Raw genomic sequence first — 12,737 nt, forward strand, 5'->3', positions numbered from 1 at the left:
GTACCGTGAGGGAAAGGTGAAAAGAACCCTAAATAAGGGAGTGAAATAGATCCTGAAACCGTACGCCTACAAGCGGTCGGAGCAACTTCGTGTTGTGACGGCGTGCCTTTTGCATAATGAGCCTACGAGTTACTGTTGTTAGCAAGGTTAAATGTTTAAGACATGGAGCCGTAGCGAAAGCGAGTCTGAATAGGGCGACATAGTTAGCAGTAGTAGACGCGAAACCGAGTGATCTACCTATGGGCAGGTTGAAGCTGTGGTAACACATAGTGGAGGACCGAACCAGTTGACGTTGAAAAGTCTTTGGATGACCTGTGGGTAGGGGTGAAAGGCCAATCAAACTCGGAAATAGCTCGTACTCCCCGAAATGCATTTAGGTGCAGCGTTGAGTATAGTTTTATAGAGGTAGAGCTACTGATTGGATGCGGGGGCTTCACCGCCTACCAATTCCTGACAAACTCCGAATGCTATAAAATGATTCTCAGCAGTGAGGGCATGGGTGCTAAGGTCCATGTCCGAGAGGGAAAGAACCCAGACCATCGGCTAAGGTCCCCAAATATATACTAAGTTGAATAAACGAGGTTGGATTGCACAGACAGCTAGGATGTTGGCTTGGAAGCAGCCATTCATTTAAAGAGTGCGTAACAGCTCACTAGTCGAGCGATCCGGCATGGATAATAATCGGGCATAAGTATATTACCGAAGCTATGGCTTCTATACACGAGTATAGAGGGGTAGGGGAGCATTGTAACAGGGTTGAAGGTGTACTGTAAGGTATGCTGGACTGGTTACAAAAGAAAATGTAGGCATAAGTAACGATAATGCGGGTGAGAAACCCGCACACCGAAAGACTAAGGTTTCCTCAGCTATGCTAATCAGCTGAGGGTTAGTCGGGGCCTAACGCGAACCCGAAAGGGGTAGTGGATGGACAACAGATTAATATTTCTGTACTACTTTATATTGCGATGGGGTGACGGAGTAATGACAGCACCGCGAACTGACGGAATAGTTCGTTAAACCGAGTAGGTATAAGTTTAATAGTTAAATGCGTTAGACTTGCTAAATCGGGATAGTACCACAAAGCTTCGGCAGCGTGGATAGTGTGTGTAAAGGCTTCCAAGAAAAACCTCTAAGCTTCAGATATAAAGTACCCGTACCGTAAACCGACACAGGTAGTTGGGATGAGAATTCTAAGGTGCTCGAGAGATTCATGGCTAAGGAACTAGGCAAAATAGACTCGTAACTTCGGGAGAAGAGTCGCCCTACTTCGGTAGGGCCGCAGAGAAATGATCCAGGCGACTGTTTATCAAAAACACAGGGCTATGCTAAATCGAAAGATGATGTATATGGCCTGACACCTGCCCGGTGCTGGAAGGTTAAGTGGAGTTGTTATCCTTTGGAGAAGCAATGAAATGAAGCCCCAGTAAACGGCGGCCGTAACTATAACGGTCCTAAGGTAGCGAAATTCCTTGTCGGGTAAGTTCCGACCTGCACGAATGGTGCAACGATCTGGATACTGTCTCAGCCATGAGCTCGGTGAAATTGTAGTATCGGTGAAGATGCCGATTACCCGCTACGGGACGAAAAGACCCCGTGAACCTTTACTATAGCTTAGTATTGACTTTGGATAAGTAATGTGTAGGATAGGTGGGAGACTTTGAAGCGGCGTCGCCAGGCGTTGTGGAGTCACTGTTGAAATACCACCCTTTGCTTATTCGAAGCCTAACCCCGAGTTCTCGGGGGACAGTGCTTGGTGGGTAGTTTGACTGGGGTGGTCGCCTCCAAAAGAGTAACGGAGGCTTCTAAAGGTACCCTCAGCACGCTTGGTAACCGTGCGTAGAGTGCAATGGCATAAGGGTGCTTGACTGCGAGACTGACAAGTCGATCAGGTTGGAAACAAGAGCATAGTGATCCGGTGGTTCCGTATGGAAGGGCCATCGCTCAAAGGATAAAAGGTACTCCGGGGATAACAGGCTGATCTCCCCCAAGAGCTCATATCGACGGGGGGGTTTGGCACCTCGATGTCGGCTCGTCACATCCTGGGGCTGGAGAAGGTCCCAAGGGTTGGGCTGTTCGCCCATTAAAGTGGCACGCGAGCTGGGTTCAGAACGTCGTGAGACAGTTCGGTCTCTATCTGTAGCGGGCGTTAGAAATTTGCGTGGATCTGATTCTAGTACGAGAGGACCGAATTGGACTGACCTCTGGTGTACCAGTTGTTCCGCCAGGAGCACTGCTGGGTAGCTACGTCGGGAAGGGATAAGCGCTGAAAGCATATAAGCACGAAACCCACCACAAGATGAGATTTCTTTAAAGGGTCGTGGAAGATTACCACGTTGATAGGCTATAGGTGTAAAGGCAGTAATGTCATAGCCGAGTAGTACTAATAACCCATAGGCTTATGTACGAATCCTCCCTGTTGGGCAACCAACAGGGAGCGAAACTCTTTTTTTTATGATTGCACCAAAGCTTTAAGCGACGGTGTATAAAAAAGTCTATTTTAATTTAATTACGATTTTCGATATTATTATTTTCTATATGTCAACTTTTACAGTACCGAGGCTTCGGGACTGAAACAGTTTAAGGTGATTACAACGATAGGGCTCACCTCTTCCCATACCGAACAGAGAAGTTAAGCCTATCAGTGCAGATGGTACTGCCAACAGGTGGGAGAGTATGTCATCGCCTTTCTTTTAAACCTTCATTATTAAATTAATGAAGGTTTTTTTATACTCAAAAGTTAAAATATCATTAAATAATTACGTTATAATTTATATTTCTAGTTTCTTTGTCAAAATATATGAAACAAAAATTAGTCATATTGGTTTTGTTAATGTCCAATACTTCTTTTGCACAAATTGGAGGAGAGCAAGTATTTAATTTTTTAAATGTAAGCACTTCTGCTAGACAAGCGGCATTGGGAGGAGAGGTTTTGACTCTATATGACGATGTTAATCAACCTTTTTGGAATCCATCAACAATTAACAAAGAAATTGACAATCAAGCTTCTGTAAGTTATGTGGATTTTTTAGCTGATATTAATTATGGATCGGCTAGTTTTGCCCACCTAATCAATAGACGTTTTGGGACGTTGCATGGTGGTGTTACTTATGTAAATTATGGTAAATTTATTGCTGCAGATGAAACAGGGCAAGAAACAGGCACTTTTTCTGCAAGAGATTTAGCATTGTCTGTAGGATATGCCTACAGATTACCTAAAAGCAATTTTTATGCAGGAGCTAATTTAAAATATATTAGTTCGAGTATTGAAAACTATACATCAAGTGGTGTAGCTGTAGATTTTGGAATTACTTACTTTAATGATATCAAACCTTATGTTTTTTCGGCTGTAATTAGAAATATAGGTTACCAGTTAAATGTATTTGATGAAGAAAGAGAGTCGTTGCCTCTTGAAATAGCTGTAGGTGCTTCGTACAAATTAGAAAATGTTCCATTGCAATGGCACATTACTATTAATAATTTGCAAAAATGGAAAGTTGCGGTAAGAAACCCTTCTGATAGCCAAACAACAATTGATGGAGAAACAACAAATGATGGTATTACATTTTTGGATAATGCGTTTAGACATGTAGTTGTTGGAGCAGAATTATTTCCCGATAAGGTGTTTAATTTACGCTTAGGATATAATTTTAGGAGAGGAAAAGAATTACGTTTGACTGAAAGTAGAACTTTTGCTGGACTTTCTGCTGGGTTTGGTCTACAATTGGGCAGGTTTAAATTTAATTATGCATTTACAAAATACCATCCTGTAACCAATACAAATACATTTACTCTAAATATTAATTTAGCCAAGAAAAATTTTAATAAATAATGTCGAAAAGAATAATTATAGCAATAGATGGGTTTTCATCTACAGGAAAGAGTACCATTGCCAAACAACTGGCTAAAAAATTGGGTTATGCTTATGTGGATACAGGGGCTATGTACAGAGCAGTGACATATTATGCTATGCAGCAGAATCTGGTGGGTAATGATTTTTTAGAAAAAGAAATTTTAATTGAAAAACTTAGCGATATCAATTTAAAATTCAGGTATAACGAGAAATTAAAATTTTCAGAAATGTATTTGAATAATGAAAATGTAGAAAAAGAAATTAGAACTATGGAGGTTTCTCGTTTAGTAAGTAAGATTTCTGCAATTTCTGAAGTAAGAAAAAAATTAGTTGAACAGCAGCAAGAAATGGGCAAAGAGAGAGGGTTAGTTATGGATGGTAGAGATATTGGCACCGTAGTTTTCCCTGATGCGGAATTAAAATTATTTTTGACTGCATCTGCAGAGAAGAGAGCAACTAGACGTTATAAAGAATTACTAGATAAAGGCGATAAAGTTACCTTTGGAGAAGTATTGCAGAATGTTCAGCAGAGAGATCATATAGATTCTACTCGAAAAGATTCTCCTCTTGTAAAAGCCGTTGACGCAATTGAGATTGATAATAGTGACATGAGTCTAAGCGAGCAATTTGACAGAATTTTATCTTTAGTAACGATGAGACTTAAAGCAATAAACGATTAATCGTTTATGTTAAGGTTAGTAAAAAAGTCTTTCCATGCCCAATTTTGAGCTACATAAGCTACAGGTGATTCTAATTGAGTTCCAGTATCAGGACCTGATACTACATATCCAAAAATATTATATACATTTCCTTTAGAATCAGTAATTATATTTGGAAATTCATCGTCATTTAAAAGTGATAATGTGCTATTGTCAGGAGCATAATATGAAGTAAAAAACTTCTTGTTTTCGCTTCCAATTATTAAAACAGGTCTTTGATTCATTATAACATTAACAGATTGTATTCCTTCAGAGAAATTATCATATTTATAGAGCTCAACCTCTTCATTAATTTTTTTATTAAAAATACCATATGCAAAATCAGCATTATCAAGAGTTGTTTTATTACTTTTTTTAATTTTAGATTTAGTTTTAATGTTGTGGTTAAAGACCTTAGCGTAAGGAAAATAATCTTTTACTAGTTTCCAACGAGTTTCAATTAAGTTAAAATTATCTAATTTCTTATCTGCAAATTCTCCTTTTATACCTTTCATCAACATTTGAGACCAATACATAGCGTAATTTTCGTCAGAAGGCACCATATTGTCTTTATATAAATAACCTGAAGCTACTAAATTATAAACTTTGTTATCAATTTTCCGATTAAAACAAATGGCACTTTTGGTCAACGGACAAAATGATACCGCTATATACTTGTCGTCAAAAAAATCGTTTATTATTTCAAAATGATTTGTGTAATGGTAGGGATAGACACGAACTTCATTTTTAAAACTTACCAATGCCACTTTAGAACTGTCGCGTAAATCGGTAATTTCACTAACAGAATTGAAATTGGGGCTATTCATTAAGTCATAAAGACCTATGGCCCCAGAAATATTACTATTATCAACTGTCCATTCATCCTGAGGTAATTCGGATTCATCAACAATATTAGAGTTGTCTTGGCATGACCAAACTATTATTATGAGTAATATGCTTAAAATATTTCGTATCATATTAAAAGTTCGACGGCAAAAAATAAAATCCTTACATTATTTTAAGGAATGTTCAAATATTTATGAGTTTGCAATGAAATTTTCCATTTAGGATGTTTCATTACATAATCAACTATAAGTGGAGTCATTTTTTTCTGATTACTCCATTCCGGTTGTAAAAAAAGCACACAATCTTTGTTTACTTTGCTTGCTTGCTGTTCGGCAAACTCAAAATCGTTTTTGTTATAAACGATTACTTTGAGTTCGTTAGCTTTATCATAAGCTTTCTGCAGGGGTAATTTGTTCTTTTTAGGAGAAAGGCAAATCCAATCCCATTTACCTGTCAAATCATAAGCCCCAGAGGTTTCGATATGGGTTTTTAGGCCAGACGACTGAAGATGGTTTGTTAGATAGTCCATATTGTACATCAATGGCTCGCCACCTGTAACTACTATTGTATCACAATATTTTTTTGCATTATTGACGATTAAATTTGTTTGTGTTACAGGGTGTAAATCGGCATTCCAACTTTCTTTCACATCGCACCAATGACATCCCACATCACATCCACCAACTCTAATAAAATAGGCGGCAGTACCTGTATGATATCCTTCGCCTTGAATGGTATAAAACTCCTCCATTAAGGGGAGTGTTTCTCCTTTATCTAATAATATTTTGTCTTCTTTTTTCATATTATTCTACAACAGCTATTGCTTCAATTTCTATCTTTGCACCACCTACCAAATTTGCTGCAAAAGTGGTACGAGCTGGATAATTATCATTAAAGTAAGTTTTGTAAATACTGTTCATTGCAGAAAAATCTTCAATACTATCTAATATAACGGTACATTTTACAACCTTGTCTAGACTTGTTCCGTTTGCTTCTAAAACACTTTTAATGTTTTCCATAACTTGCTTGGTCTGATTTTCTATTCCGCCTTTAACCAATTTTCCAGTTTTAGGATCTTTACCTATTTGTCCAGCTAAAAACAATAAATTTCCTGTTTTAACAGCTTTGGAAAACGGATACTTGTTAGGTTGGTCATTGGTAATATTTAAGAATTGGATACTATTGTCATTGTTAGTTTTACAAGAATAAAATGTCATTAACAGCCCAGCAATACATATGATAAATAGCTTTTTCATCTTTAAATAGATTTGTCGCAAAGATATAAAATAGTAAATGGGTTAAGATGAATACTAACTTTTATTAACAGGTAATTTTCTAATTGATAGAATAGCCTTATTTTTGAAAAAATATTAACCTATGTCAGTAACTGAAACGTTTACCAAATCTATTCAAGAAGGATACAAAACAAAGGGTGAATCAATTACACTTGGTTCGGCTATGTTAGGCGAAAATACTATAACAAATGCTTTTATCAATATTCCCCTCAAGACATTAAATAGGCACGGTTTAATTGCCGGTGCTACGGGGACAGGTAAAACAAAAACACTACAAGTTTTGGCCGAAAACCTATCAGAAAACGGAATACCCGTTCTGTTAATGGATGTTAAGGGCGATTTAAGTGGATTGGCAAAAGCAAGTCCTGGGCATCCTAAAATTGATGAACGCCATGAAAAAATTGGTTTACCGTTTGAGGCAAAAGGGTTTCCTGTTGAAATTTTAACCTTATCGGAACAGGATGGAACTAGATTAAGAGCTACCGTTTCAGAATTTGGTCCGGTATTGTTATCGAGAATTTTAGACCTGACCGAAACCCAGAGTGGGATTGTTGCTATATTGTTTAAGTATTGTGACGATAATAAATTACTCTTATTAGATTTAAAAGATTTTAAAAAGGTATTGCAATATGCCACCCAAGAAGGAAAAAAAGAACTAGAAAGTGAATATGGACGGATTTCAACATCATCTACAGGTGCCATTTTGCGTAAAGTTGTAGAAATTGAACAACAAGGAGGCGAACTCTTTTTTGGTGAACGTTCTTTTGAGGTAAACGATTTAACAAGAGTTGATGACAATGGTAAAGGTATTATTTCTGTATTGAGACTGACGGATATTCAAGATAAGCCTAAGTTGTTCTCAACCTTTATGTTGCAGCTTTTGGCAGAGATTTATGATACTTTTCCGGAGCAAGGAGATTCAGGTAGGCCGGAGCTTATTCTGTTTATAGACGAAGCTCATTTGATATTTAATGAAGCATCCAAAGCATTGCTCAATCAGATTGAAAGTATTGTTAAACTAATTAGGTCTAAAGGGATTGGTATTTATTTTGTAACTCAAAATCCTAAAGATGTACCTTCGGATGTGTTGTCGCAGCTAGGTTTAAAAATACAACATGCTTTACGTGCCTTTACGGCAAATGACAGAAAAGCTATTAAACTGACCGCAGAAAATTATCCTGATTCTGAATATTACGATACTGCCGAAGTATTAACGCAATTAGGGATTGGAGAAGCCTTGGTTTCTTGTTTAAATGAAAAAGGAATACCTACGCCATTGGCCAGAACAATGTTAAGAGCACCAATGAGTAGGATGGACATTTTAACAGATAAGGAATTATCTGAACTGATAGCAGATTCCAAACTAGCTAAAAAGTACAATGAAGAAATAGATAGAGAAAGTGCTTATGAAGTGTTAAACGAAAAAATTGAACGAGCAGAAGAATTAGAAGCAAAAGAGAAAGCTAAAACAAGCCGTAAAACATCTTCTAGAAGAAGCACAAGAATGAATCCGGTTGTAAAACTCTTGACCAGTGCTACTTTTATGAGAGGTGTATTGGGGATATTAAAAAAAGCAATAAAATAAATAACACTTATGAAAAAGGCAATATTAATAATTTTGGCAGCTATTGTTCTAGTACAATGTAAAGAGGAATCCAACTTTACTCTGGCCAAAGAGCAAGTTGGTAAAATAACTTCAATTACTCAAATAAAAGAGTTAAAATCCATTTTTGAAAAAGACTCTTTAGTTACGCATTTAGGAGAAGATAACATAGCAGAATCTTCTTATGACGAGTATTTGGTATATAACAAACAAGGAGATCATTTATTGACAATTATTCCTAAAACAGAGCAAGATTCGTCTTCTACCATTGAAAATATTCAAATATTTGATAAAAACTATAAGACTGTAAAAGGGTTGAATATAAAAGGTGTTTTCAAAGATATTGTTGATAATTATACTGTAAATAAAGTGCAATCCACCTTTAGCACTGCTGTTTTATTTGTTGATGAACTGAATGCAACCATTACCATTGACAAGAAAGAATTAGGAATTAAGGATTTTGGTACACAAAAAATTAAATTGGAGCAAATACCTGATTTAGCAAAAATTAAGGGGATTACCATGTGGTTTAAGTAATGAGAGCAATACCAGAGAATTTAGCAAAACTATCTAAAGAGAAAAAAGCTGAAAACGCTAAGTACTTTGCAAAACTTAGAAAGAGAAAACCAAAACGGTTAGATTTAATTATGCAGGATTTGCATAACGAAGAATTTGAAAAATTTGATTGTTTAACATGTGCCAACTGCTGTAAGACTACAAGCCCCATTTTTACCGATAAAGATATTTCCAGAATTTCAAAACATTTTAGAATGAAGGAAATAGACTTCATTTCTAATTATTTACAACGGGACGAAGATGATTTTATGGTTTTAAAACAATCGCCATGCACTTTTTTAGATGTAAGTGACAATACTTGTTCTATTTATGATGTACGACCAAAAGCGTGCAGCGAATACCCGCATACCAATAGAAGGAAATTTATACAGTTAACTCATCTTTCCTTAAAAAATACTGAAGTTTGCCCTGCAACTTATAATATAGTTGAGCGTTTAAAGGAAAAAATACCGCTATAAGCAAGTTAAATTTTGTTCACGCAACTACTAGTTGACTTTTGCATCATAAAAGTATAAAATCAAAAAAATGTTGCGAAGACTTCTTTTTCTACTTTCTATTACCACTATGTTTATTGCTTGTGATGGCGACGATGAAGGCATGACCGAATTTAAACTAGCAAAAGCCAAATGGCAAAAACTCCAATTTGATGAGTATATTATACAAGAAAATTTATGGTGTTTTTGTGGCGGATTGTTGGAATGGACAACTAAGGTGTCAAATAATGAAAAGGACACTATCTATTTTAATGAAGCTAACTTGCCCAAAGGGCAAACTTACCAAATGGTTTTTGATGGAGCAAAAACAGTAGAAGAAGCATTTGATTTTATTGAAAGCTTTGATACTAAAAAAGTAGCATCTTTTGAAGTGGAGTATGATGAGCAATTTGGTTTCCCCAAGAGCATTGCTATTGATCATATTAAAAACGCTGTTGACGATGAGATTACTTATGTGTATAGTAATTTTACACCTACAAAATAAAGGCTTTCATTTAAAAAACTAAAAATAATGTTGAATAAAATTTTAATTCTAACAATTTTAAGTTTCTTTTTTATTTCATGCAGTACTGACGAATTTTCTGATCAAAGGGAAGATTTACATCGGGCGAGAAAACAATGGAAAAATGCTCAAATTAAAAATTATAAATGGACTGAAAATATTAGCTGTGAATGTGGTGGTCCATACATGAGGGATATTCTTGTGGTAAATAGTGTCAAGGATAGCGTTGGCTTTGATGAATCGCTATTGTTTGAGAGGTACACTAGCGAAGATGTTTATAATGCATCCAAAACTATAGAAGAAGCTTTTGTTTATATTCAAGACTTGATAAATCAAAATGTGGCATCATTAGAAGTAGAATATAATGATATTTATGGATTTCCTACTATTATAAGTGTTGACTATAACGTTGATTTTATTGACGACGAAGTATTGTATCGATATATCGACTTCGAGATTCAAAATTGATGAGATTTAGTTTGTTTTATTAACTTACGCTTTGGATGTTTATATAATTTAATGGACAAAGATTGATTCCAATTTATTGCCTAAATCTCTTATTTTAACACCTGATAAGTTCGTTAAGATAACAATAACAATTTTTTCTTCTGGATACATTAAAAGTAGGGCAGTAGCACCAATACCACCACCGGAATGCGAATAGCGGGGCGTATCGTTTTTTGATTTATCCGTAACAAAACCAATCCCGTAGGTGGTTTTCTTGCCATTACTCAATGTCTGAGGCGTAACCAGTTTAGTAGCCGTCTCTTTTTTAATTAAAGTTGGGTTTATTATTTCATTTCCAAAAAGAATCAAATCTTCTGATGTAGATAGAAAACCTCCTCCAGCAGCTTTAAATTCATTATTTACTTCGCGACCTAGCACTATTTTGTCTTGATTGGTTTTGCGGTAAAAATCAGTTTTAAATGGAAGTTGTTTGTCTGAGGTTTCTAAAACCGTATTATTCATTTTTAATGGTTTAAAAACCACCTCTTCCATGTAATCTGCAAAGGGCTTGTCAGCGACTTTCTGTACCACTTCACTTAGTAGGTTCCATCCATAGGTACTGTATTTGTAATCTGTTCCGGGTTTAAATAATAAGGGATCATCTTTAAAAATACCTAAACCTTCTGTAATGGTCATTTTCTTATTTAAAATAAACTCAGAACCCTTGTAATGTCTTATTCCGGCAATATGCCCGCCAACTTGTCTAACGGTAAAGTCATATTTCTTTTTGGGATAGTTTGGTAGGTAATTATATATACTTTCATCAAAATCTAATTTTTCTTTATCTGCTAATATTGCCATAGCAAAAGCTGTCAATGATTTGGAAATACTAGCAATTCTAAATAGGGTTTTGGAGGCATTAACCTTTGTTTGTTTTTCAATATTGGCATATCCAAATCCTTCTGAATACAGAATATCACCTTTTTTAGAGATAGCAATAGTCATTCCGGGAATTTTTTCTTGATCTAAAAACCGTAAAGCTATGGCTTTAACAGAGTCTATTTCTCTATGATAGTCTGTGGGTGGTGGAATATGCTTGGGTGGAGCTACTTGAGCTGAGCCAAAATTAAATATTAAACAAGAGAATATAAGCAGTAATTTTTTCATTAGTTATAGATTAAGTATTTAGCCCTAGTTTTTTTAAAATTTTCAATATCGTTTTTCCATGTTTTTCTGATTTGATCGGTGGTCAGGCCGCTTTCAATTTGCTCCTGCATTTTTTTGGTTCCGGACAATCGCTCCAAATTTTTAAAAAAGGCAGCTTTGTTGTTGCTGTTATTATAAGTTTCAATAAGCCAATCTAAATTAATGGATTTCAAATTTTTAACTTTTCTTAAATCTTTTCCATAACAAAGAACTCCATTATGTTTTGGGTTTTTAGCTCCCTCATTAGGTCGCGGTGTAAATGTAAAAGAGAATTGATCTTTTGGCAGGTTTGGAGATCCAAATATTTGAAATTGCATTTCGGTGCCACGGCCTGCACTAATATCGGTTCTTTCAAAAAAGCAAAGACTGGGGTATAAATTTATAGATGTATCGTTCGGTAGGTTTGGCGATGGTTTTATAGGTAAACTGTAAGGTGTTTGGTGCGTATAGTTTTTTAAAGACATAACGGTTAAATCACATTGCACACCTTTATCAAGCCATTTTTCTCCGTTAATCATTTTAGCGTATTCGCCTATGGTCATACCATATACAATGGGTACGGGGTGCATAGCCACAAAGCTTTTATGTTCTTCTTCTCTAATTGGACCATCAATATAGTGAGCGTTAGGGTTGGGTCTGTCTATTACAATTAATGGAATATTGGCTTCAGCACAAGCTTCCATAACATAGTGTAGGGTAGAGATGTAGGTATAGAACCTGGCACCAACATCTTGAATGTCAAAAATAACAATATCTAAATCTTTTAATTGCTCAGGTGTGGGCTTTCTATTTTTACCATATAATGATATAGAGGGTAGTCCTGTAATAGGATCTTTACCATCGGCAATTTTTTCACCAGCATCAGCTTTTCCTCTAAATCCGTGCTCGGGTGCAAACACCTTTTTCACATCAATATTTAACGAAATTAATGTATCAACTAGGTGTGTAAAACCATTATTTTCATTTTTCACAACACTAGTGTGGTTACCTACAATACCTACATTTTTTTGTTTAATTAAAGATAAGTAATCTACTGGTTTTGTAATTATTATGTCTTTGTTGAAAACATTGTATGACAAGCTGTCATGTACTGAATTTTGACTAATTTCATCATTTTTTCTGGTATTTTCATTTGCTGATTTCCCTTTGCAGGAAATCAATACAAAAACCAAAATAAAAACCCAAAAGAAATACGTACTTTTGAAATTGAAATTTATCAT

The 12,737-nt window shown here is 35.6% G+C and carries 12 protein-coding genes and 2 rRNA genes (1 of these 14 only partly in view); 9 read left to right on the plus strand and 5 right to left on the minus strand.

The window, feature by feature from the left end:
- The 4 genes from U5A88_RS03465 to cmk all read left to right on the plus strand — a co-directional run.
- Positions 1–2,404, plus strand: a 23S ribosomal RNA gene (locus U5A88_RS03465); it begins 482 nt to the left of the window's first position.
- Between the two features lie 174 nt (positions 2,405–2,578).
- Positions 2,579–2,688 (plus strand): 5S ribosomal RNA (rrf, locus tag U5A88_RS03470).
- Between the two features lie 109 nt (positions 2,689–2,797).
- Positions 2,798–3,829 carry a type IX secretion system protein PorQ gene (gene porQ, locus U5A88_RS03475; protein ID WP_354203801.1) on the plus strand — a complete coding sequence of 344 codons (1,032 nt, stop codon included), beginning with the start codon at positions 2,798–2,800 and terminating at the stop codon, positions 3,827–3,829.
- Positions 3,829–4,530 (plus strand): (d)CMP kinase, encoded by a 702-nt coding sequence (gene cmk / locus U5A88_RS03480; RefSeq protein ID WP_354203803.1) that lies wholly within the window; start codon positions 3,829–3,831, stop codon positions 4,528–4,530. The genes porQ and cmk overlap by 1 nt, the downstream gene beginning before the upstream one ends.
- Here the strand turns inward: cmk and U5A88_RS03485 are convergent.
- From U5A88_RS03485 to U5A88_RS03495, 3 genes are read right to left on the minus strand one after another with little or no spacing between them, the layout of a single operon-like run.
- Positions 4,527–5,525: a DUF3179 domain-containing (seleno)protein gene (locus U5A88_RS03485; protein ID WP_354203805.1), complete on the minus strand. Its 999-nt coding sequence runs from the start codon at positions 5,523–5,525 to the stop codon at positions 4,527–4,529. The two genes, cmk and U5A88_RS03485, sit on opposite strands and share 4 nt — an antisense overlap.
- 41 nt (positions 5,526–5,566) lie before the next feature.
- Positions 5,567–6,196 carry a 7-carboxy-7-deazaguanine synthase QueE gene (locus tag U5A88_RS03490; RefSeq protein ID WP_354203807.1) on the minus strand — a complete coding sequence of 210 codons (630 nt, stop codon included), beginning with the start codon at positions 6,194–6,196 and terminating at the stop codon, positions 5,567–5,569.
- 1 nt (position 6,197) lies between these two features.
- Positions 6,198–6,650, minus strand: a complete 453-nt coding sequence (locus U5A88_RS03495) for a RidA family protein (RefSeq protein WP_354203808.1) — start codon at positions 6,648–6,650, stop codon at positions 6,198–6,200.
- Positions 6,651–6,771: 121 nt separating this feature from the next.
- Here U5A88_RS03495 and U5A88_RS03500 point away from each other — a divergent pair, with 121 nt between their 5' ends.
- The 5 genes from U5A88_RS03500 (at position 6,772) to U5A88_RS03520 (ending at position 10,332) form a co-directional block, all read left to right on the plus strand.
- Positions 6,772–8,274 carry a helicase HerA-like domain-containing protein gene (locus U5A88_RS03500; RefSeq protein ID WP_354203810.1) on the plus strand — a complete coding sequence of 501 codons (1,503 nt, stop codon included), beginning with the start codon at positions 6,772–6,774 and terminating at the stop codon, positions 8,272–8,274.
- A 9-nt stretch (positions 8,275–8,283) separates the two neighbouring features.
- Entirely contained in the window at positions 8,284–8,829 is a 546-nt protein-coding gene (locus U5A88_RS03505; RefSeq protein WP_354203812.1) for a hypothetical protein, read from the plus strand.
- Positions 8,829–9,326: a YkgJ family cysteine cluster protein gene (locus U5A88_RS03510; protein ID WP_354203813.1), complete on the plus strand. Its 498-nt coding sequence runs from the start codon at positions 8,829–8,831 to the stop codon at positions 9,324–9,326. The genes U5A88_RS03505 and U5A88_RS03510 overlap by 1 nt, the downstream gene beginning before the upstream one ends.
- Positions 9,327–9,393: 67 nt before the next feature.
- A complete protein-coding gene (locus tag U5A88_RS03515) occupies positions 9,394–9,846 on the plus strand; it encodes a DUF6174 domain-containing protein (protein WP_354203815.1) in 453 nt (150 codons plus the stop codon).
- Between the two features lie 27 nt (positions 9,847–9,873).
- Entirely contained in the window at positions 9,874–10,332 is a 459-nt protein-coding gene (locus tag U5A88_RS03520; RefSeq protein WP_354203816.1) for a DUF6174 domain-containing protein, read from the plus strand.
- Between the two features lie 48 nt (positions 10,333–10,380).
- On the opposite strand, the gene U5A88_RS03525 is transcribed toward U5A88_RS03520, so the two are convergent.
- Complete coding sequence (locus U5A88_RS03525) at positions 10,381–11,478, minus strand: serine hydrolase domain-containing protein (RefSeq protein ID WP_354203818.1); 1,098 nt, start codon at positions 11,476–11,478, stop codon at positions 10,381–10,383.
- Positions 11,478–12,737 carry an exo-beta-N-acetylmuramidase NamZ family protein gene (locus U5A88_RS03530; protein ID WP_354203820.1) on the minus strand — a complete coding sequence of 420 codons (1,260 nt, stop codon included), beginning with the start codon at positions 12,735–12,737 and terminating at the stop codon, positions 11,478–11,480. The genes U5A88_RS03525 and U5A88_RS03530 overlap by 1 nt, the downstream gene beginning before the upstream one ends.

The organism is Aureibaculum sp. 2308TA14-22 (genome assembly GCF_040538665.1).
Taxonomy (GTDB): Bacteria; Bacteroidota; Bacteroidia; order Flavobacteriales; family Flavobacteriaceae; genus Aureibaculum.